The organism is Halomonas sp. GD1P12 (assembly GCF_025725645.1).
GTDB lineage: Bacteria > Pseudomonadota > Gammaproteobacteria > Pseudomonadales > Halomonadaceae > Vreelandella.
Genome location: NZ_CP107007.1, coordinates 2,264,836 through 2,287,245 on the forward strand (window position 1 = coordinate 2,264,836; position 22,410 = coordinate 2,287,245).

Below are 22,410 nucleotides of genomic sequence, written 5' to 3' on the forward strand. Positions count from 1 at the left end.
TATTCACCCATCGACCTTAAACGATCTAATTAAAAAGAATTAGACAGGGGCATCCCCTTCGGTCGTGGACGAACACCTTGCCTGTTTCCACTGACTCAAGGTGTCGATACGTGAAGATCAAGAAGCTCGGCCTGCCCCATTGGCTTTTATCCAGCGCCTGCGCGCTCACCCTCCTCACTGCCGGCAGCGCCGCGAGCGCAGAGGACTTTCTGCAGAACAGCCGCGCCGAGAATCGCTGCGAGCTGACCGGCCAGCAGCAGGAAATGCTGCGGCTGGTCAACGAAGCGCGTAGCCAGGCACGTCAGTGCGGTACCGAGTACTTCCCCCCGGCCGCCTCGTTGAGCTGGAGCTGCCAGCTCGAAGTCGCTGCCGAAGGCCACGCCAAAACCATGGCCGAGTATGAATACTTCAGCCATACCGGCCTAGACGGCTCGAAGATTCAAAACCGCGCCGAAGCGACCGGCTACCGTTGGCGTGCGCTGGGCGAGAACATCGCCGCCGGTCAGCGTACCTCCTCGAGCGTAGTGCTTGCCTGGCTCGAAAGCCCCAGCCACTGTCGCAACATCATGCTCGATGCGTTTACTGAAATGGGCATGGCCAAGGTCGACAACACCCAGTCGCGCTATCTCACCTACTGGGCTCAGGCCTTTGGCAGCGCGCGCTGAGGCCGCACGCGTGAAGGATCACTCGGTCGGCGTGAGCGCGCCGTAGTGTACGGCGCTAATGGCGTTTTTCGGCGAACCGTCGACGAGTTTGGTGCTGTAGGTGAGATAAACGAAGGTTTGCGCCTCGGCGTCATGCATGCGCACCACGCGCATGTTCTTGAACAGTGCCGAGCGGCGCTGGGAAAAGACGACCTCCTGCTCATCGACCTCGGCCGGGTCGAAGACGATCTCGCCGATCTGACGACACGCCACGCTCGCCTCACTCGCCTCTTCGGCCAGGCCCACCGCGCCGGAGAGCCCGCCAATTTTTGAGTAGGAGAGATAGCAGGCAACGCCCTGCACGTCCGGGTCATCGAAGCGCTCCACCTCGATGGTGTTGTTCGGCCCGAGCATTCGAAACTCGGTGCGCACGCTACCGATATGGGCATCCTGGGCCCAAAGCGCCAGCGGCGACAGCGAGACAGCGATGGCAAGCGCGTGCAATAGGGGGCGGGGTGTAATCATGAGAGACAAGCCTTTAATGAGTGGCGCAGGGTGGCAAGAAGTCTTTGAAGACAATCGATGGTCCACCCCATTGTTATGCGCCTGACAGCGTATAACAATGGCGATGTCCACTATCCAGGGAATGCTCGCTGCCATGATGCGTCGCCTATCAACGCTTTTCGTTCTTTGTGCTCTCGTGAACCTGCCCGCTCATGCGGCGTGCCCGCGCGAGCCGCAGGCAATCGATCTACCCGCCCAGCCGCTCGACGAAGCGCTCGAGCAGCTGGCCGTGCAAACGGGGTGTACCATCGAAGGCAAGCGCGAGCTTGCTCGGCTGCGCGCTTCGTCGGTGAACGGTGCCTACCGCCCTGAAGAAGCGCTCTGGGCGCTTTTGCAGGGAACGGGCTGGGAGGGCTACACCACCGACGAGGGGCTCGAGGTTTCAAAACGCCAGCAGCGTTGGGTGCTGAAACAAACAGCTGATCTACGTGCACGTATCGAGGAGCACACGGCGCTTGCACCGGATACGCGCCGCGCCTATCTCGAGGAAATCTACGCTGTCGAACGAAGCGCTCAGGCGCTCGCTTTCGAACAGGGATTCATTAGTGCCGCCGAGCAGGCGAGCTACCGCCGCAGCCTGTCAGCGATTCGTGACGCTTTGTAGCGTCTTGACTCCCCGGTTCGATGTCCGGGCGGCCGGCGCCTGGACACGCCGGTATTAATAAAGCCGCGCCTTGATCAGCGGTTTCAAAAGATAGCTCAACACCGAGCGCTTGCCGGTTTGAATGTCGACGTCGGCGCGCATGCCGGTGCGGATCGGCAGCTGCTCGCCGTGGCGGGTCAAGTGCGTTTCATCGGTGACGATCAGTACGTTGTAGAAGGCTTCATTGCCGCGCGGCGTCTGCTCCTCGATGGTGTCCTCGCTGATCTGCTCCACCTCGCCTTTTAGATCGCCATAAATCGTGTAGTCGTAGGCGGTGATCTTGACGCTGGCCGGCATGCCCGGGGCAATGAAGGCGACATCGCGCGGGCTGATGCGTGCCTCGATCAACAGCCGATCCTCGATCGGCGTGATCTCCATGATCGGCTCGCCGGGCTGAATTACCCCGCCCAGCGTCGTCACCAAAAGGTCGTTGACGCGCCCGCGCACCGGCGAGCGGATCTCGGTGCGCTGGAGCTGGTCGCTTCGCTGGGTGACGACCTGCTCGAGCGTGGCGAGTTCGGCCTTTTTGGCGGCAAGCTCGGTATAAGCTTCCTGCACATAGGTGTTACGAAGCTCCGCCAGCCGCCCCACCAGCCCGGCGATGCTTTGATTGAGCTTGAGTGCCTCCATTTCGCTCACCGAGCGGCGCTGGACCAGCGGCTCGATCAGGGCGAGCTGGCGCCGGGCCAGAGCGACCTCTTCGTTGAGCGAGCGCTGCGCTTCCTCGAGACGCTCGCGCCGCGCCAAAAACAGCGCCCGCTCCGCGCGTGCCAGCTCACCGTCTTCGTCGAGGGCCTCGGGAAACTCGATACGCTCCTGTTCCAGCACCTCGGCTTCGAGCCTGGCGATCGCCGCTTGCAGCACTTCGATCTGGCTGCGGGTCTCCATGAACGCGCTGCGAAAGCGGGTATCGTCGAGGCGCACCAGAGGTTGGCCGAGCTCCACCCGATCCCCGCGGCCGACCAACAGCTCGGAGACGATACCGCCTTCCAGGCTTTGAATGGTCTGCAGGCGAGTAAAGGGCACGACCTTGCCTTCACCGCGGGTGACTTCGTCGATCGTCGCCCAGCTGGCCCAGCCGATAAAAGCGGCGATGATCAGTACGCTCAGCCACAGGATGGCATGAGCGCGGCGCGGGGCCAGCGACAGACGCGGGTCGTCGAGCTCGCGCCGCGTGGCTTCACTAGGCGTCATGGCGGCGCACTCCCTGAGGCTTTTGAGCAGTGTTGACCTGGTTGCCGCTGACCACGCTCTCGACCGGCCCATCCATGACAAGGCGCCCTTCACGCAGCACCAGCGCGCGCTCGGTCAAGGTGAGAAGCGCCGATTTGTGGGTGGCGAGAATCAGCGTACGCTTTTCAAGCCAGGCGTTCAGCGTTTGGATGACGTGGCGCTCGCTTGACTGGTCAAACGCCGCCGTAGGTTCGTCGAGCAGCACGATACGCGGGTCCTGAAGCAGCAGCCGCGCCAGCCCCACGGCCTGGCGCTGCCCGCCGGAAAGTGCGCGACTGCCCTGCAGCGGCATATCAAGCCCATGCGGGTGACGACCCACGAAGCTTCCAAGCCCTACCGATGCAAGTGCTTCCATCAGCGTCTCGTCGGTGTGGGCCTGGCCGTCCAGCAGCAAATTTTCGCGCAGCGTGCCGTAAAACAGCGCAATGTCCTGGGGCAGATAGCCGATCGCGCGGCGCTTGTCCGCCGGCTCCAGCTGGCTGATCGCCACGCCGTCGAGCAACATCTGCCCGTCGCTGGCATCGCCAAGCCCGGCCAACAGGCGCAGTAGGGTCGATTTCCCCGAGCCGTTGCCGCCCAGCAACGCGACCCGCTCACCGGCGGCGATCTCCAGACGTTCGATGTTCAGCGCCGGCGGCCCTTCCGGCTGATAGGCCAGCTTGACGCCTTCGAGCTCGAAGTGACCGGCAAGCGCTGATTTGTGAATGAAGCTGCGCCCTTCCGGGCGCTCCACCGGCGCTTTCATCACGTCGTCGAGCCCTTCGAGCGCCACCTTGACGTGCTGCCAGCGGGTCAACAGCCCGGCGACCTGGCTCATGGGCGCCACGGTGCGCGAGGCCAGAAGGGTACAGGCGATCAGCGCCCCGACGGTCAGCGCCCCGGCGCTGATCTGATAGACCCCCACGATCACCACGCCGATATAGCAAAGCTGCTGTACGAAAGCTGCGGCAAAACCGAGCGTGGCGCCGAGCGAGCGCATGCGCACCCCGGCATCGGCCAAACTGGCCGATAATGAGTCCCACATGCGCAGGTGGCGCCCTTCGGCGCGGGTGGTCTTGACCGTTTCCAGGTTTTCGAGAGTTTCCAACAGCACGCACTGGCGCACCGCGCCCTCCCTAAGGTTCTGACGCGCAAGCGAGGCGAGCCGTGGCTGGGCGATCAGCCCCGGCAACAGCATCAGCACCACCGCGGCCAGCACCACCCAGGCAACCGGCCCACCGATATAAGCGATCACGCCGATGAACAGCGCCACGAATGGCAGATCGCTAATGGCGCCGATCGTCGAGGAGGTAAAGAACTCGCGCACCGATTCAAACTCGCGCAGCTGGCTGCTGAAGGCGCCGGTGGTGCCGGGCTTGGCCGAGAGACGAAGCTGCATCACCTGCTCGAACAGCCGGGAAGAGAGTCCCAGATCAAGCCGCTTGCCGGTGGCGTCGATGAGCCGGGCGCGCAACACCCGCAGCAAAAACTCGAAGGCGGCGGCCAGCGCCACCCCGCTTGACAGAATCCAGAGTGTATCGAGCGCGTTATTGGGCACCACGCGGTCGTACACCTGCATGGCGAAAATGGCGGTGGCAATCGCCAGCAGGTTGGCCATCAGCGCGGCCACGCCCACTTCGACGTAGGTTTTCCACTGCCGGCGCACCGGACCTTTCAGCCAGTGCTCGGGGCGCTTACGCGCAAAGCGCCCGGCGCGGTCGTCCGCCCGGTACGTTTGGCGCGCCACCACTGCCACGCCGGCGTAGCGCTTGGCCAGGGTCGATAGCGCCAGCCGCTCCTGGCCGCCGCCGCTTTCCGGCACGAGAATCACGGCCTCGTCCCCCTGACACTCGACCAGCACACACACTGCGTCGTTATCGAGCAGTATCAGCGCCGGCAGCAGGCCATCGCACAGGTGCGATAGCGTAAGCTCCACCACCCGGCCGGTCACGCCGATCCGGTTCAAGGCGCGAGGCACCAGCGCCAGCGGCAAACGCTCGTCGGCGAGCGCAAAACCGTCGGTCAGCTCGATGGCGACGGTTGGCCGGCCGAGCTGCCGGCATAACAGCGCCAGCCCTTCGTTGAACTGTGTTTGACGAGACGGTGTTTGGGGAGGCGGTACTTGTTGAGAATGCGCCTGGTAAGACGATGCCTGTTGAGACACTGTTTGATGAAGCTGCGTGTGATCGGGCTGCTCGTGATCGAGGTTTTCCCGATCCGGCGCCTTTCGTTGGAGGCGCTCGTCGTTGGCTCTCGAATCGGCGCTAGGGCGCTGCATGACGGGTCCTTAAGAGATGCGCCATCTCGCGTTCGGTGTGGGTCATCATGGGAGACAAAAGGCCGAGCTGAGCCGCGGCGCGGTACTGCAACCGGCGCTGCTCGGTGGCAAGCTCCACCAGCTGCCGCTCGGCTTCGAAGGCGTCGCGCTGCAGGTTCAAAAGCTCGAACACGTCACGATAGCCCACAGAAAACTGCTCGTCGTAGGCCTCAGCGACGCGCTGGGCGCTGTCGAGCTGGGCTTCGAGCGCCTGGCGGCGCCAAGTCAGCGCCTCGTGGTGCTCGATCAGCGATGTGACCGTGCGCTCGACATCGCGACGGGCGACTTCCACACCCCAGCGCGCCGCTTCAAGGCGCTGGTCGGCGGAGGTGGTACGACGCACGTTGGAAAGTCCCTGAAACGGCTCCATGCGCAGGCGCAGCGCCACCACGATATCGTCCTCCATGGTGCCGCCGATTTCACGGCGTAGCGCTGACCCTTCCAGATTGACGCGCGGCATGAGCGCGGCGCGGGCCTCTTCGCTGCCGGCGCGTGCCTCGGCCACGCGCTCCTCGTTTTGGCGAAACTGCGGCGCGCTGACAACGGCGCTGTCCAGCATGGCCGGGGATTCGCTTAAAAGCTCAGTTAGCGCCAGCGGCTCGGGCAGCGTGACCTGGTCGGGGCTTTCGCCGACCAGTTGGCGAAACTGGCGCACGGCATCGTTCAAGGCGCCCGCCTCCAGCGCGGCCTGTTCGCGCGCCCGCGCTAGTTCGAGCGCGGCACGCTCGGATTCGCTGCGGTCGGTATAACCCACCTCGCTTCGCGAACGGGCAAGCGCTGCTACTCGCTCGAGCGCCTCGATATGTCGGGCCACCGCCGCCTGGCGTTCGCGCGCGCCAATGACGTCCAGATATACCTCAACGATATCCAGCGCCGCCTCTTCGGTCACCAGCGCGCGCTCCTGTTCGACCTGACGCAGTCCGGCCGAGGCCCCCTCTATCTGGTAGTGCACACGGCCCCAATCATAAAGCGTTTGGCTGGCGGTCAGGTCGTAGCCGAAATTGCTCGTGGAAAAGCCTTCCGGCCCGGCGGAGAGCCCGACCTGGGGCCAGTAACCGTCGCGGGCGATATCGACGTTCGTGGCGGCCTCACCGATCTCTTGCTCGACTTGGGCCACCTGCGGGTTGATCTCGAGCCCGCGGCGCACGGCCTGCTCCAGGGTCATGCCCGCCGCCGGTAGCGGCGCCAGGCAAAGAAGCCAGCTCACGGCGTACCCCGCGCGCCGGCTTTTGGCGTTCAAGGCTCTGGCGCTCATGACCTGGCGCCGGTGTTCGAAAAAATGCGAAAGCGCCTGATCAACGCACCCCGCTCGACGATATCCTGCACTTACCGCTACGTTGGAAATCAAGTCACCTCCACCACGTTGATGAACTGCTCGATGTATAAAACGGCGTCCTGGGTGACGTATTCGTTGAACACTACGCCGTCGAGAGTTTGAGCGGCGCCGACACGGTTCCAGCCTCCGCCGGCCAGTGTCACCTGATCCTGGCTGTCACCCGTGATCTGTAGCACGTTCGTCTCGTCGGTCAGCTCGAAGAGCGCGTCACGATCCAGTGTGAGTCGGTTGGTCCCGTTACCGCGGCCCAGCGAAATACGCTCGACGTTGCTGATCGTTCCCTGGTTGGGGTCGGTCAGATTCAGATTGATACCGCTGCCCAGCAAAATCACGTCGAAGCCCTCGCCTCCTTCGATGCTCTTAAACTGCGGAGTGCGCAGTATGACGACATCGTCACCGGAACCGAGGTCGATCGTGTCACGACCGCTGGTGCCGGTGACAACGACATCGTTGCCATCCCCCATGGTAAAGGTCTGATCACGATTGCTGCCTTCAACGATGTCTGCACCTTCACCGCCTTCATAAATGGAGTTGGTCACCGGCAAGGACTTGGTACTTCCAAAAGTGCCTCCCAACACACCCCCCAATGTATTCGTGATAGCGCCTATGGGATCTGCGAAAACCGATTCCGCCGCACCAAAATTGACTATTTCCGTCGTGCTGTGAGTGCCGTTGGCTCTTATAGAGGTGAACCCAACGTTAACCCCCTGGTTGCCTACCAACAGACTAGTAGCATCGTTGAGCAGAGTGCTAAGAACCGTTGTGCCGACAGAGAATGCACCGCTGGTATTAACGTTGATGGTCGTGCTGCGAAGCGAGGTGAAAAGATCATTCTGATAGACATCCAGCCGCACCGACTGGGCTCCCGGGGCGCTCCCCTCGAGATAAGACTTCAACAGTCCGGCCAGCGGCGGTGTGCGAATCTGCAGCCCTGTTGGCGCGAGAACGGCATTGGGCACAGCGACCGTCTCGGTGGCATCACCGCCCACCACCGCTCGTAGCAGGCTGCCTGCTTGCGCAGGCTGATTGAGCACCACGCGCCACTCGCCCTGCTCGTTGACCTGGGTGTTGTAGGTAGCCGCCCCCGCCGTGACGACCACCGTCGCCCCGGCTTCGCCGCCGCCGCTGATGATGTAGCCGGCGCTTTGATTGATGGTGGGCACGAAATCCAGCGTCACGCCCTGATTGATCAAAAGCGTGGTGTCGCCAAGCGTCAACGCCTGATAGCTCACCCCGTCGATGATCTCGACATCGCCGCGCGCCACCGCGCCGCTGATCGTCACGCGGCTTGCGCCCTCGCCCACGATCTGAAGCGCTTGAGCGTCGCCGGCCAGCGCGCTCGCCGCTTGCGCATCCAGGGTAATAGCACTGCCGGTATCGCCCAGGTTGACACGTGAAACGTTGCTCATTCGGGCAAAGTCGTCCGGCGTCAGGGTCAAACGGCTATCCAGCAACAGGGTATTGGTACCCGCGCCACCGTCGATGCGGGTGAACGCGTTCGAGCGCAGGACGATCAGATCATCCCCGCCGCCGGCTTCAACCGACTGATTGGCCCCCACGATCAGCACGTCTGCCTCATCGGTGCCCTTGATAATGCTGTTTTGCACGGGGCCGAAGGTGAGTCCCACCAGCGTACTGCCGTTAAGCGCCACGTCGACCGTGCCGATCTCGCGCTCGAGCACGCCGGTCACGCCATCGGCGGAGGTGTAAGTCAGCGCCAGGGTGACGCCGCTTTCATTCAAAAGCGCCGTTACTCCCGCCGCAAGATTGCCGACACCGCTTAAAAGCCCGGAATTTCTTACGAGATCATTAAGCGCCGTTGCCAGATCGAGCGTTAATGCGCCGCTGCTATTGTTGGATACCCCCACCGTTATATCGCCGAGTCGACCGGCGTCGAGCTTCGCGGTCAGCCTGCCGCCTTCGGGCAATACGATGTTGGTCAGCGCGCTGACCACGCCGGGGCTTCCGGTGACGAGATCGGTCACCGGGGCGAGATCCAGAATCGAAATCGGCGTGGGTAGAAGATCGGCCAGGCTCACCGTGGCCGGTGCAAGGCTCTGGTTACCGCGGGCGTCAGTGGCCACCGCCGTGATCGAGGCGTTTAAAAGCTCGCTTAGATTGAAGTCGAAGCGCGGGTCGGCGAGCAGATCCAGCGAAAAAGCGCCACGTTCGTCGGCGCTTACCGTCACGGTTTGGGTGACGCCGCCCAAGCGCACGCTCAGCGCAATCGAGGCGCCGGGGTCGGTGGTCCCCACCAACGCGCCGGCAAACGACTCGATGGCGACCAGCGGACCCAGTACGTTGAAGTCACTTAGCGTGACGACGTCGCCTTCGTTGCCGGCCGGGTCATACGTGACAAGCTCCAAATTCAGGCTTCGAAGATCGAGCAGCGCGCCAGGGTCGTTTCGAATCAGCTCCTGCAGATCGAGCGCCAGCACGGAAAGATCGATTTCGTACTGGCCGCTGGCGTCTTGCACCAAAAGTCCGGGCGTGGCGCGCCCGTCCAGCACGCGCAGCGTCTCCTGGCCGTTGCCGATACGCAGTAAAAGCCCTTCGCCCTGATTCAAAAGCGTATCAAGCACAATACCGTTGCCCGCGACCTCGACACCCTCTTCGACCGCGCGGCCCGGCGGTACGGTGTCGATGACAAAATCCACGTCTTGCGATATAGCGCTGCCACCGATCTGCACTCGGGCGCTCGCCGGCTGAAACGCATAGGCCTGGCCAACGGCGAGCGGGAACAGCGCGTAGCCTCTGGCCACATCTTGTGCCGTTAGTTGATAGCTCTGGGTAACGATGGCCGCGCCCGCGGTGAGATCACCCCCCTCACGGGCGATTAGCGTCAGCGTGACCAGGTCGTTTTCCGCCACGGGCAGCCCGCCAAAGCCGACCTCGACCTCGGCGCCCTGGCTCTCGAGCCCGGACTCGACTCCGTTGATCCAGCCGTCCGCCGCCGCATCGATGGTCAGCACCGGCTGGAGGATCTCAATGGATAGCGCCGGACTTTTGCCGCCCGTTCCGGCGTTGCCGGCCAGATCGGTGTAGGTGTTGTCAGAAAGCTCGATGGTCGCCTGGAGGGCGCTGCCATCCGGGCGGAAAGTCGCCGTCCAGATGGCGCTGTTGGCACTGGCGGAGAGGTTCAAAAGCCGCCCGCCGATGACACTGAAGTCCTCGATGGAAAGCCCGGTAATCGCCTCGCTAAAGGTGAAAATGACCTCGGTGGTTTGCGCCGAGGTGATCGCCTCGCCAGCGGCGAATTGGATCGACTCGAGCGTGGGAGGGTCGATATCGACCGCAATGTTGTCAAAGCGTGCCGCGGCGCCAGGGTTGCCCGCCGCGTCGGTGTACGCGCCCTGGGCCAGCACGATGCTCGCGCCCCCGGACGTAGCGCCGGGCGTGAGGTCAGCGGTCCAAACGACGCCATCGGCGCTTTGCAGATTGCCAAGCGTGGCGCCGGTCACTTGAAGATCGCCGAGATCAAAATTCTCCACTGCTTCGCTGAAGGTGATCGTCACCTGCGCGCTGTCGCCGACGCCCAGAAGGGGTTGAGAAATCGCGATGCTGGCCGTAGGCGGGGCGATATCGATCGACACCGTGGCTGGTTCGGAGGCGCCGGGGTTGCCAGAGGCGCTTACCGTGCGTGCGATCATCTCGAAAGAGGTGCCGCCGGCATCATTAGTGGCGATCTCCTGCAGGAAACCGCCGGGCACGACCACGCGCCAGGCGCCCTCTTCTACTCGGCCATCAAACGTGGCACCCGCCAGGCTCAACGCCACTGTTGTTCCGTTGGGTACGCCCTCGGCCGTGCCGGTCACGATCAGCCCATCCCCCACGGTTTGCCCATTGAGCACGCCGTCGGTATCGATCGTCACGACCGGAGCGGCCAGGTCGACCGTGAAAGCGTATTCAGTGCTCACTGTGCCCGTATTTCCGGCGGGGTCGGTGGCGAAAAGGCGCAGCGTGACGCTCGGCGGCTCGGCGCTGGCCAGCAAACTACCCAGCACTTCCACGCTGAACACGCCGTTGGCGTCGACGAACGTACGATACTCGCCGCCATTGACCGAGAGCTCCAGAGCGTCGCCCGGGGTGAATTCGCCTACCACGTTACCACTTAGCGTGACCAGGCCCTGGGCCGACGCCTGATTGACAATGCCGCTGCCGTTGATCGGGTCGATACGAAACTGGGTCGTGTCTTCGTTCGGAGCGGTGGTATCCAGTACGAAGCCAATGGCGTTGGAAGGCGCCGACGTGTTGCCGGCGTCATCGCTAATGGCGGCGGTCAAGACGTAGCTGCCGTCTCCTCGCGTGCCTGCCACGGGCAGTTCGATCAGCACCGAACCGGTCTGTATATCCTCTGCGGTAATGGGGTAATCAAACGATAGAGTGCCGCTAGCGTCACGCAACGACACAGTCAGAGTATCGCCGACCTGGGTATCCTCGGTGAGCACGATAACGACATCGATAGCATCGTTGCCCGCCTCGATGGTGGCCTTATTGATAAAACCATTGGTCAGCGCCGGAAGCTCCACGAACGGCGCTTCGAGCCCGCTTTCGCCACCGGGGCTCGTCGTATCGATGGTGACCGGACCAAGACCGCCTACCGCACTTTCGTTACCCGCCGCATCGAACTGGCGGGCCAGCACCTGGCCGTCCACGTAGACGCCGTCCGGCAGCACAAAGCTCGCGCCTGTACCGTTGAGCCATGTACTTCCGCCGTTGATGCTGTACTGCCACCTGGCGCCTTCTTCCAGACCCTCGACGCTGACCGCTCCCTCGTTGACCACATCGCCGTCAAGGACGAGCGAGAGCGCGGGCGCGGCCGGTGCCTGGGTATCGATGGTAATGGGTGCAAGCGCTCCTTCCGGGCTTGGGTTGCCCGCCGCATCAAACTGGCGTACTCGTACGTCGTCTTGTGCGTAAACGCCATCCTCCAGCTCGAAGCTGTCGCCCGCTCCCGGCAACCAGTTCTCACCGCCATCGATGCTGTACTCCCAGGTCGCGCCCGCTTCCAGCCCACGCACATTGATCGTGGCATCGCTGGTGATCGATCGGGGGTCGAACGCTTCGAGAGTCGGCGCCTTTGGCGGCGTGGTGTCGATCGTTACCGGGCCGACCAACGCGTTGGGGCTGACATTACCCGCGCCGTCGGTTTGGCGCACCTGCACTACCTCAGCGCCGTAGCTGCCTTCTGGCAGCGTGAATGTATCGCCCGTGCCCGGCTGCCAGGTTTGGCCGTCATCCAAACTGTACTCCCACGTCGCACCTGGCTGAAGATTGCCGACGGTGGCCGTAGCATCGTTGGTCACTGGAGCGCCCTCCAGCGTAACGCTGGGCGCTTCGGGCCGCGTGGTAACGACGGTAAGGGTGCCATCGCCAGCGCCGACGTTGCCCACAGTGCCCGAAGGACTGACGTTGCCGGCGCCATCGGTCTGGCGCACTTCAATGATGCCCTGCGCGTAGCTTCCCGGCGGTAGCACGAAGCGGTCTCCGCTACCCGTTTGCCAATCCGCTCCGCCGTTAAGCGAAATTTCCCAAAAAGCGCCGGGTTCGAGGTCCGCGATCAAAAGCGTGCCGTTGGCGGTCACACCCGGCTGGCTTCCGGTGTCGGTTTCGAGCGCGACGCTGGGCTCAGTAGGCGCCTTCGTGTCCACAGTTACCGGTCCAAGGGCTCGCGTGGCACCGAGCACATTGTCAGCGCTCGTTTGGCGTGCCAGCACCTGGCCTGCAGTGTAAACGCCTTCAGACAGCGTGAAGCTCGTTCCCGAGCCCGTTTCCCAGTTGGCGCCGGCGTCCACGCTGTACTCCCAAACCGCACCCTCGACGATGTTGTCGACGTTGACCGTGCCGTTTTGCGTGATACCGGGAACCCTGCCAGTGTCCTCGGAAAGTGTCAGCACGAGCGCTGGCGGCGCATCCGGATCACTGGGCAGCTCGATCGTTAGATCGACCGTGACCGGGCCGAACTCACCGCCGCCAATAGCGCTTTCGTTACCCGCCGCATCGAACTGGCGTACCAGCACCTGGCCCTGGGCGTACTTAGCTTCTGGAAGTACGAAGGTGGCACCGCTACCGGGCTGCCAGTTTTCACCGCCATTGAGGCTGTACTCCCAGCGCCCGCCCGATTCCAGCTCGTCTACCCTTACCGTGCCGTCGTCGGTCACCGAACCCGCACTGGCCCCGTTATCAAGCGCAAGCGTGGGGGTTTCAGGCGGCGTGGTATCGACGGTGACAGCACCGATTCGCGCAGCCGGGCTGGTATTGCCCGCCGTATCGGTCTGGCGCACCAGCACGTCGTTGGGTTTGTAGGCACCTTCGCCCAGCACGAAGCCATCGCCGCTACCCACTAGCCAACTCGCGCCACCATCGAGGCTGTACGACCAGGTAGCGCCCTCTTCCAAACCACTTACCTGGACGGTGCCATCGTTGGTGATGAGGCGATCATCGACCAGCGTCGCGATCGGCGCGGCAGGCAGCGTCAGGTCGACCTCCACCTCGCCGAGCACGCCCGGTGCGCTGGTAGTTCCTACCCGGTTGATCTGGCGCACCTGAACCTCGCCTTCAAGATAGCGCCCTTCACCGAGTATGAAGCTGTCGTCCTTGCCTGGCGTCCAGTTAACGCCGCCGTCGAGACTGTACTCCCACCGAGCAAACGCCTCGAGGCCGCCAACGCGTACCACGCCACTGTCGGACAGGGGGGCGCCCACCAGCATGACCTGGGGTGTCGGCGGGATCGATGAGTCGACCGTGATCGCCCCTAACACGCCGTGCTGGCTAACATTGCCTGCGGCGTCCATCTGGCGCAGGTGAATAGTACCGGCGTTGAAATGCCCCTCGGGAAGAATGAAGCGGTCCCCCTCGCCCTGAATCCATTTCATTCCGCCGTCAAGGCTGATCTCCCAGCGGGCTCCGGTTTCCAGGCCGGTAATCTGCAGCGTTCCATCGGCGGTGATGTCGTCGAGAGTGCCGGTATCGTTGAGCAGTGCCGCTCCCGGCGCGGGCGGGGCGGTGGTGTCTACGGTGACCGTTCCAAGCGTCGAGGCCGCGCTGGTCTGACCGCTGGCGTTACTTTGGCGCCCCAGCACCTGCCCGGCGGGGTAGAAGCCTTCAGGCAGCGTAAAGGTATCGCCACTGCCCGGAAACCAGCTCGCGCCGCCGTTCAGGCTGTACTGCCACGTGCCGCCGTCGACCAGCCCAAGCACCTGTACCTGGCCGTTGCTGGTAATACCGTCCACCTCGCCGGTATCGGCGATTAGCGTCAGCGTCGGCACCGCAGGCGCGTCCGGGTCAGGGGAAGGTTCAAGCGTTAAATCCACCGTGACCGGCGTAAGGCTTGCGGCCTGGCTTGGAGTACCGGTGACGCTTAGCTGACGTACCTGAACCTGGCCTTCGGTATAGACCCCCTCTGCCAGCACGAAGGATGCGCCGCCGCCGGGCTGCCAGTTGACACCGCCATCGAAACTGACTTCCCAACGCGCGTTGGGCGCGAGATTGCCCACCAAAACGGTGCCGTCCACGATGACGCCTTCGGCGTTCGGGGTTTCGACAAGCGTGAGCGTGGGGGTGGGAGGAATCGCTGTATCCACGATCAGCGCACCCAGCGCTGCCGGGTCGCCTACGTTGCCTGCCGCATCGATCTGGCGCACCTGCACCTGCTCGGCGCTATATTCGCCCGGCTCGAGCGTGAAAGCGCCGCCTTCACCCTCCTCCCAACGTGTCCCGCCATCGAAGCTAACCTCCCAGCGCGCTCCGGGCTCGAGATCAGTGACCGTGACCTCGCTGTCGCTGGTAATCGAGGAATCACCCGAGAGCGTCAGCGTTGGCGTCGAGGGGGGCGTCAGATCGATCTCGAGGGCATCGAGTTTTGCCGGCGAACCGATATTACCCGCGCCATCGATCTGGCGTACCTGAATCTGCTCCGCGACGTAACGACCCTCGGGGATCTCGAAGCGACCGTTTTCACCGCTTTGCCAGGTAACCCCACCGTTCAGCGAGTATTCCCACGTAGCGTTCGGGGCCAGTCCACCGACCGTTGCAACTGGGTTGTTGGTCAGCGCCCCGCCCACGCTAACGGTGGGAGCTTCCAGTAGCGCCGTGACAATCGTAACGGCGCCCAGTTCGACGCTTTCACTGACATTCCCGGCGGGGTCGGTTTGACGTACGCGTACGGCCCCCAAGCCATATTCCCCTTCGGGCAGAATGAATCGGTCCCCCGCGCCGTTTTGCCAGCTAGCGCCGCCGTCGACCGAGTATTCCCATGTGGCCGTCTCTTCGATATCCAGAACGCGTACCGTACCGTCTGAGGTGATGCCGTCGATCTCGCCGGTATCGTTGTCGAGCAGCGCCCGGGGTGGAACCGGCGCGATCGTATCGATGGTCACGGCGCCTAATGAAAAAACGGGGCTGATGATCCCTTCCTGATTCGTTTGGCGCACCGCAACCATCCCCGCCGCGTAAACCCCTTCTGCCAGAATGAAGGTTTGCTCACCGCCGGGCTGCCAACTTGCGCCACCATTCAGAGTGATTTCCCAGGTCGCGTTCGCCGCCAGGTTATCGATACGCAGCGTGCCATCACGGGTAATGCCATCGACCGCACCGGTATCGTTGACCAGCGTCAGCGTTGGCGCCTCTGGCGCCCCCGGTAAGGGCGGCTGAGATAGCTCGACGGTCAACGGTCCTAATGGTGTCGAGTCGCTAGTATTGCCAGCGCGATCGATCTGACGCGCCAGGATTTGCTCTTGAGCATAGCTACCCGCCGGTACCACGAAGCGGTCGCCGCTACCATCACGCCAACTTTGGCCGCCATCAAGGCTGTACTGCCACCGCGCCTGGGGTTCGAGACCGCCGAGCAGCACGGTACCGTCGAGCGTCACGCCATCGAGCTCGCCGGTGTCGTTGGCCAGTGTCAAAAGCGGCGCCAAAGGCGGCGTGGTATCCACGATCATCGCACCCGGGCTTGCCTCGGCGCCCAGGTTACCGGCGGCGTCGGTTTGGCGTACCCGTATCTGATCAAAGGCGTACTCGCCTTCGTTCAGAGTAAAACGTGTGCCCACACCCAGCGTCCAGGAGGCGCCGCCGTTGAGGGTGTACGCCCAGGTGGCACCCTCTTCGATGCCGGCGACCTCCACGAAAGCCACGTTGGTAATGGCGCCACCGGGCAGCGTCAGCGTTGGCGCCAGGGGCGGGGTCGTATCGATGGTTACCGCACGAAGCGGCGCTTCACCGCTTTGATTGCCGGCGCCGTCGGTTTGGCGAACCAGTACCTGGCCGAGCTCAAAATATCCGTCGGGCAGCACGAACTGCGCTCCGCTACCCGTCGTCCAATTCAAGCCGCTGTCCAGGCTGTACTCCCAAAACGCGCCGGCCTCGAGCCCCCCCACCGTGACCGTGGGGTTATTGATGATGGCGTTCGAACGAGCCAGCGACAGCGTCGGTATCGTGGGGGCGCTCAGGTCGACCACGATCGATAGCGTTGCCGATTCGCTCGTGTTACCGGCCTGATCGATCGAGCGCACCTGAAAAAGAGTCGAGGTGTAATCACCCTCGGCCAGAATCAGCCGATCACCGCTGCCCGTCTGCCAGCGTTGACCGCCATCGAAGCTCACCTGCCAGACGGCATCGGCGGCTATATTGCCGATCAGCACCGTACCGTCGGCCGTTATCCCATCACGGCTTCCGGTATCGTTGGCCAAAGATAGTGTCGGTTGATCCGGGGCGGTGACGTCGACGATCACCCGGCCCATCGTGCCCACCGCGCCCAGCTCGCCATCGGCGGTCGTTTGACGCACCTGCACTTGCCCGGCAGCGTAATCATTTTCAGGCAGAACGAAGCGCTCGCCGATTCCTTGTTGCCACGTCACCCCGCCATTCAAGCTGAACTCCCAGCTCGCCCCCGCAAGGAGACCGTCGACCTGGATCGTCCCATCGAACGTAATGCCGTCGAGTTCTGCCGTGTCGTTGACAAGCGTGAGAAGTGGCGCCAGGTCGGGATTGCCCGGCGACTCGGGCTCGCTACCCACCACGCTCAGCGCGTTCAGGGCTTCTAACTCGCCGACATTACCGGCCCGGTCAATCTGACGGACCTGCACTTGATCCGCCGAATAGGAGCCTTCTGCGAGGATAAAAAAGCGGCCTATCCCCGACTGCCATGTACGCCCGCTATCCAGACTGAATTGCCAGGACGCGTTCTCCTCGAGGTTTCCCACCGTGATGGTGCCATCGGTCGTCTCCCCGGTGACGATATTTCCGGCAATCGATAGGGTGGGTTTTTCCGGCGGAGTCTGATCCACGATGACCGCGCCCAGGTTGCCCTCGGCACTGACGTTTCGCGCTAGATCGATTTGGCGAACCAGCACCTGACGCGTGGCATAAATACCCTCATCCAGCGAGAAAGAGGCGCTATCGCCTCCCTGCTGCCAGGTAGCACCGCCGTTGATGCTGTACCACCAGGTCGCGCCTGTTTCGATATCGCCCACGGTAATGTTGCCGTCGCTCGTGACACCAGCGACGACGCCGGTGTTATTGGCGAGTATCGCACCAGGCGCCGACGGTGGCGTCATATCGACCACAACAGCCGCCATTTGGCCCGCGGGGCCGGTTATCCCCTCGGGGCTGGTTTGGCGTGCCAGTACCTGACCGGCGGCGTATTCGCCTTCGGGCAGGACCAAACGCGTGCCCTGGCCGGTGAGCCATGTCGTGCCGCCATCCAGAGAGTAGGACCAGCGAGCGCCCGCTTGCACGTTACTGATCCGAAGGCTGCCGTCGCTGGTCGTCATGGCCCCTTCGCTGGTGTCATTAACGAGAAACAACCGCAGCGCCAGCGGTACCGCCGGCACGCCGGGATTGATGGGTGGCTCTGGCTGGGGCGCCGGTTCGGGCGCAGGGTTCGGCTCTGGCTCTGGCTCTGGCTCTGGAACAGGTTCTGGCGTCGGTTGTGGCTCGGGTACGGGCGCAGGATCTGGCTCAGGCGCAGGGGTGGGCCCTGGCGTCGGACCGGGCTCGGGCGTGGGTTGTGGCTCTGGCTCCGGTTGAGGATCCTCGTCATTACCCGGTAGGGTCGGCTCTTCGGGGGCACCGGGGATCGCAGGGTCGTCGATATCGCTGCCTGCTCCAGAATCCGAGGACGATGACAGCGCTGAACTGGCGGCTAAACCGGTCGCGCCCAAACCAATGCCGCCGGCCGCGGTAGTAACGGCGCTATTACCTGTAAAGAATGCAAAACCTTCACGCGCCGTTTCGAAGCCCGAGTACTCCCCCGCCGGATACTGCGGAGCGAAGGATACCTCGCCATTGGACAGCACCGTTTTGTCGATCGGCAGGAACTGATCTTCTTCGCCGGTAAGATAGAGCTTGCTTGACACCTCTTCGGCCAGGCTCGAATAGAAATCGGCAATGCGCAGAGTTTCTCCGTTGGTCAACTCGATGACAAGATCGTTGCCGCTTCGCACCATGGAAGCAACTTCATCCGGCGATACCTGCAAAAGTACGCGGCTGGGCTCAGACAACGCCATATCGTTGGCAAACTCGAACGCTTGCGAAGCCTGTACATTGCCATCCAATGGAGAAACTTTTGCTAAAAAGGGCATGGAACCCACCTTTTATTTTAAGCCAAACGGCTTGTAGTAAATCGGCACGAATCCTTGTAGTGATTAACCACCGGCCTGAATGCATCCAACAAACCTGCCTTGTATACAAAGCCCGATAATCAAACGCGCTCGAGCACGTTGCTTTACTGCTCTACTTATTAGAGAAACGCGATTTAAATGAGTAGCTGCCTATTTATTATGACTAGCGTAATGTTTTTGACCTTATTTTCATCACACTATTAGAGGCAATTTATAGCGTCAATTTAAGAGCCGATAGAAACAAAATTATGTTTAATAAGCTTTCTGAATATTTCGAACGATGGCTTTATGTGTATGAATGTAACCCGGTTAACCTCTTTTAAGAGGACGACCGTGCACGACTCTTCTACACTCATTGGAAGCGAAGCGTGATATGACCTTCGCTGGATCGAGAGCCATTCATAAGGAGTATGAAGCGATGTCGAGCCCCGAGCACAAGCAAAAAATCTGGTCAATGATCAAGGATATCAAAGTGGGTATGCTGGTCACTATCGACCACGATATGCCACGCGCACGGCCCATGCACCTGGTACAGGAAGAGTACGATGGCACCCTGTGGTTCTTCACGCGGCGCAGTGCTGAAAAGGTTTTCGAGGCGGAAAAGGATCACGACGTCTGCTTGAGCTTTTCCGACCAGGAGCACGGCACCTACGTATCCCTGTCCGGTACGGCCACTCTGTCCGATGACCGCGACCTGATGGCCAAGTACTGGAGCCCCTTCATCGCCGCCTGGTTCCCGGAAGGCAAGGACGACCCGGATGTAGCGTTACTCGAAATCAAGATTCACATGGGCGAGCACTGGAAGGCCAACGAAAGTAAGGTGTATCAGCTTTACGAAATCGCCAAGGCCAACATCAAAAAGAATGAAACGCCGGATATGGGCGAGAATGAGAAGTTCGGCTAATAAGCGGACATTCACTTCGCGCTGATACCTGTTTTTTACGACCTTTCTTCAAAACGACAACGCCAGCGAATGCTGGCGTTGTCGTTTATACACGTAATTCGATTAATCGATGGTCAGCCCTTCGGCGCGGTAAAGCCGGTTCACCTCGATCACCCGCCCTTCCATCAAGTGGCAGTACTGGCGCATAGTGTCGCTTTCCTGGCGGGTTGCCACTTCCCCGCCCTCGCGTTCGCAGAAATCAACGGCGATTTGCTGTGACTGATCGTCTCCTTCCAAGCCTGGCGAAGTGCAGCCAGACAGCATGATCAGGGAAGCGAGCAATAAGCTGTAGCGAATCATGACTACCTCCCAGGGTTTCACGGCTGACGGTTAATCTGGATAAGCAAAATCGTCTCATGCGTGCGTACGATATTACTCAACGATCAGGCATAAAGTTCCAGATACCGTTTTTTGGAAGGCAGTAAATGTTGACGACATAGATTAGCGAGACGTTCGCGATCTTCATCGCGAATGGCATCGATGATCAATTGATGCTCTTGGCGAGCTTGGGCTAGCGCATCGCGATCGGTGATGGCAATAAAGCGAATACCATGCGCCTTCTGAGCAAACTCGTTGATTGTCGCGTAAAGATAGGCATTTCCGCAGACACCAAATAGCGTGCGGTGAAAAGCGATATTCAGATGAAAAACCTGGCGAAGATCGTGAGCTTGAACGGCTTCGCTATGACGCTTATGAACGTCCTCTAATGCGGCAAGCCATTCAGATGAGCCAGGTAGAGGCAGAGCGTTTACGGCAGCCAGTTCGAGAATTTCACGCATGGCGTAAATCTCCTCGACCTCCTGAGGAGGGAAGCTTCGGACAAAGGCGCCTCTATTCTTGATGCGCTCGGTTAACCCGATGCTGTCGAGCCGAAAAAGCGCCTGACGAACAACGTGCCGCTTGCAGTCAAAACGCTCCATCATGGTTTCTTCGACCAGCCTCTCGCGCGGGTGCAAACGACCGAGCACGATATCCTCTTCTATAGCGGCCACGATGATATCGACAGCGTTTGTGGGAGTAGAGGTCAATGTATCGGCGTCACAAAACGTGAGGGGCTGAACGGTTCGCGTCATGGTCGCTTTCTCAGCATTCATTTAGGTGCACAGGGAAGCGAGTATATCAAAATCGACTTTAGCCTTCATGGCGTCCTGGAATTCGACACGTAGGTTCGGGTCGACAAGCGCGGAAATCGCAGCCTTCTTCAGCTTGAAGAATCTGCTCCATGAACAGGCGACGATAGCCCAATAACGGCGTTTCGCTCTCTTTTGCGTTGAAGGCCTGCTTACGGGCATCGAGCTCAGCCGCATCTACTTCCAGGCTCAACTGATTATTAGCCACATCCAGCGAGATCGTATCGCCATCGCGTACCAGACCCAATGGGCCACCCTCGGCGGATTCCGGAGAGACGTGAAGCACGATGGTACCTGCAGCGGTGCCGCTCATACGCCCATCGGATATACGCACCATATCTTTGACGCCTTGAGCGGCAAGCTTTTTGGGAATTGGAATGTACCCCGCTTCAGGCATGCCCGGCGCGCCCTTGGGTCCGATATTTTGCAGCACGAGCACGTCATCAGCTTGTACATCCAGATCCGGGTCATCAATGCGGTTAGCCAAATCCTCTAACCCGGTAAAAACGACGGCGCGGCCGCGATGGGTCATCAAGTCCGCCGAGGCGGCGGACTGCTTGATAATAGCGCCGGAGGGCGCCAGGTTGCCGCGCAACACGGCTATCCCCCCTTGGGCATAAACCGGGCTGTCCTTGGGCCGAACGACCTTTTGATCAATGATATGGACGGCGGCATCGATATTCTCGCCCAGGGTGTGGCCGTTGATCGTCATGGCATCGAGATGCAATAGTGGTTTTAGTTCACGCAGCAACGTGGGCAGGCCACCCGCCCGGTGTAGATCTTCCATGTAGCCTTCCCCGGAGGGCTTGAGATCCATCAGCACTGGGGTTTCCTGGCTCATGCGATCGAACTGCTCGAGATCGATGTCGATGCCAAGCCGTCCTGCAATGGCGGTCAAATGAATCAAGGCATTGGTAGAGCCTCCCAAGGAGAGCAGTACGCGCAGCGCATTCTCGAAGGCGTCAGGCGTAAGAATTTGCTCTGGCGTAACGCCGGCGCGGGCAAGTGCCACGGCCTGAGCGCCGGACTGTTCAGCAATGCGCTGCCGGTCAGCATAAACGGCTGGCGCGGTGGCGCTATTGGGCAGCATGATGCCAAGCGTCTCAGCCAAACACGCCATGGTGCTTGCGGTGCCCATTACCGAGCAGGTCCCCACGGTGGGAACGAGCTTGTCATTGACTTCGTTAATCTCCGCTTCATCGATATCGTTTCCGCGATATGCGGCCCAATAGCGTCGACAGTCGGTGCAGGCGCCAACACGGGTACCACGGTGCGAGCCCGCAAGCATCGGGCCGGTAACGACTTGCACCGTGGGGACACCCGCGCTTGCGGCCGCCATTAGCTGGGCGGGAACAGTCTTGTCACAACCGCCAATGAGTACCACGGCATCCATCGGCTGAGCGCGAATCATCTCTTCGGTATCCAGCGCCATGAGGTTGCGTAAGTACATGCTGGTGGGGTTGGCGAAGGATTCATGCAGGGTAATGGTGGGAAAATCCACCGGCAGCCCCCCCGCCAGCATAACTCCGCGTTTTACGCTCTCTACTAGCCCCGGCACATTGCCGTGACAGGCATTGTACCCGCTATAGGTATTGGCAATACCCACCACCGGACGCGAAAGCGCATCATCGGTGTAACCCATGCCCTTGATGAACGCCTTGCGCAAAAAAAGTGAAAAATCAGCATCGCCGTAGTTGGTCAAACGGTTAGACATTCCCCGAGGCGAGCCTGACGTGCCGGATTCTTGCTCGCTTGCTTTACCGTTGTTTTTGAAGTTTTGGCTCATCGAGATGTCCTCTATTCATTGACGACTTATTTATTCATGGCTCGTTATTCGCGACCCGATATTCGAGCGTTGTCACAAGGCCTGTCTTGGCGATTTGAGCACTACAAAGCTCAGAAACGCCGGGTTCTTAAACGCAGGCTAGGTGGAATAAATCTGCTTGGCAAGATTATTGATAATATTATTGACAATAATGGAGGTCAGAAACTACGTTTGA

At 61.3% G+C, this 22,410-nt stretch carries 11 protein-coding genes; 3 read left to right on the forward strand and 8 right to left on the reverse strand.

All coding sequences use genetic code 11. From position 1 onward, the window contains the following. Positions 1-110: 110 nt before the first annotated feature. Positions 111-665, forward strand: a complete 555-nt coding sequence (locus OCT39_RS10570; protein ID WP_263584435.1) for a CAP domain-containing protein — start codon at positions 111-113, stop codon at positions 663-665. An 18-nt stretch (positions 666-683) separates the two neighbouring features. On the opposite strand, the gene OCT39_RS10575 is transcribed toward OCT39_RS10570, so the two are convergent. Beyond that, positions 684-1,169: a CreA family protein gene (locus tag OCT39_RS10575; protein WP_263584436.1), complete on the reverse strand. Its 486-nt coding sequence runs from the start codon at positions 1,167-1,169 to the stop codon at positions 684-686. A gap of 133 nt (positions 1,170-1,302) precedes the next feature. Between OCT39_RS10575 and OCT39_RS10580 the strand changes: the two genes are divergently transcribed. Then, the gene (locus OCT39_RS10580; RefSeq protein ID WP_263584437.1) at positions 1,303-1,812 is read left to right on the forward strand and encodes a hypothetical protein; all 510 of its coding nucleotides are present in this window, start codon (positions 1,303-1,305) and stop codon (positions 1,810-1,812) included. A gap of 54 nt (positions 1,813-1,866) precedes the next feature. On the opposite strand, the gene OCT39_RS10585 is transcribed toward OCT39_RS10580, so the two are convergent. From OCT39_RS10585 to OCT39_RS10600, 4 genes are all read right to left on the reverse strand, one after another. Beyond that, positions 1,867-3,045, reverse strand: coding sequence for an HlyD family type I secretion periplasmic adaptor subunit (locus tag OCT39_RS10585; protein ID WP_263584438.1), 1,179 nt, complete (start codon positions 3,043-3,045; stop codon positions 1,867-1,869). Continuing rightward, a complete protein-coding gene (locus OCT39_RS10590) occupies positions 3,035-5,341 on the reverse strand; it encodes a type I secretion system permease/ATPase (protein WP_263584439.1) in 2,307 nt (768 codons plus the stop codon). The genes OCT39_RS10585 and OCT39_RS10590 overlap by 11 nt, the downstream gene beginning before the upstream one ends. Continuing rightward, positions 5,328-6,635: a TolC family protein gene (locus OCT39_RS10595; protein ID WP_263584440.1), complete on the reverse strand. Its 1,308-nt coding sequence runs from the start codon at positions 6,633-6,635 to the stop codon at positions 5,328-5,330. Before OCT39_RS10595 ends, OCT39_RS10590 begins: the two co-directional genes overlap by 14 nt. Before the next feature lie 89 nt (positions 6,636-6,724). Further along, the gene (locus tag OCT39_RS10600) at positions 6,725-18,298 is read right to left on the reverse strand and encodes an Ig-like domain-containing protein (protein ID WP_412031117.1); all 11,574 of its coding nucleotides are present in this window, start codon (positions 18,296-18,298) and stop codon (positions 6,725-6,727) included. A gap of 457 nt (positions 18,299-18,755) precedes the next feature. On the opposite strand from OCT39_RS10600, the gene OCT39_RS10605 reads away from it, so the two are divergent. Then, positions 18,756-19,241 (forward strand): pyridoxamine 5'-phosphate oxidase family protein, encoded by a 486-nt coding sequence (locus tag OCT39_RS10605; protein WP_263584442.1) that lies wholly within the window; start codon positions 18,756-18,758, stop codon positions 19,239-19,241. 102 nt (positions 19,242-19,343) lie between these two features. On the opposite strand, the gene OCT39_RS10610 is transcribed toward OCT39_RS10605, so the two are convergent. The 3 genes from OCT39_RS10610 to OCT39_RS10620 form a co-directional block, all read right to left on the reverse strand. Further along, the gene (locus OCT39_RS10610; protein WP_263584443.1) at positions 19,344-19,580 is read right to left on the reverse strand and encodes a DUF333 domain-containing protein; all 237 of its coding nucleotides are present in this window, start codon (positions 19,578-19,580) and stop codon (positions 19,344-19,346) included. Between the two features lie 83 nt (positions 19,581-19,663). Continuing rightward, positions 19,664-20,353, reverse strand: coding sequence for a GntR family transcriptional regulator (locus tag OCT39_RS10615; RefSeq protein WP_263584444.1), 690 nt, complete (start codon positions 20,351-20,353; stop codon positions 19,664-19,666). Between the two features lie 58 nt (positions 20,354-20,411). Continuing rightward, the gene (locus tag OCT39_RS10620; RefSeq protein ID WP_263584445.1) at positions 20,412-22,196 is read right to left on the reverse strand and encodes an IlvD/Edd family dehydratase; all 1,785 of its coding nucleotides are present in this window, start codon (positions 22,194-22,196) and stop codon (positions 20,412-20,414) included. Positions 22,197-22,410 lie beyond the last annotated feature (214 nt).

Coding starts and splice junctions, on each gene's coding strand:
- OCT39_RS10610 (WP_263584443.1), bottom strand. CDS start 19,580: ATGATTCGCTACAGCTTATTGCTCGCTTCCCTGATCATGCTGTCTGGC.
- OCT39_RS10580 (WP_263584437.1), top strand. CDS start 1,303: ATGATGCGTCGCCTATCAACGCTTTTCGTTCTTTGTGCTCTCGTGAAC.
- OCT39_RS10620 (WP_263584445.1), bottom strand. CDS start 22,196: ATGAGCCAAAACTTCAAAAACAACGGTAAAGCAAGCGAGCAAGAATCC.
- OCT39_RS10575 (WP_263584436.1), bottom strand. CDS start 1,169: ATGATTACACCCCGCCCCCTATTGCACGCGCTTGCCATCGCTGTCTCG.
- OCT39_RS10595 (WP_263584440.1), bottom strand. CDS start 6,635: ATGAGCGCCAGAGCCTTGAACGCCAAAAGCCGGCGCGCGGGGTACGCC.
- OCT39_RS10605 (WP_263584442.1), top strand. CDS start 18,756: ATGTCGAGCCCCGAGCACAAGCAAAAAATCTGGTCAATGATCAAGGAT.
- OCT39_RS10600 (WP_412031117.1), bottom strand. CDS start 18,298: ATGCCCTTTTTAGCAAAAGTTTCTCCATTGGATGGCAATGTACAGGCT.
- OCT39_RS10615 (WP_263584444.1), bottom strand. CDS start 20,353: ATGACGCGAACCGTTCAGCCCCTCACGTTTTGTGACGCCGATACATTG.
- OCT39_RS10585 (WP_263584438.1), bottom strand. CDS start 3,045: ATGACGCCTAGTGAAGCCACGCGGCGCGAGCTCGACGACCCGCGTCTG.
- OCT39_RS10590 (WP_263584439.1), bottom strand. CDS start 5,341: ATGCAGCGCCCTAGCGCCGATTCGAGAGCCAACGACGAGCGCCTCCAA.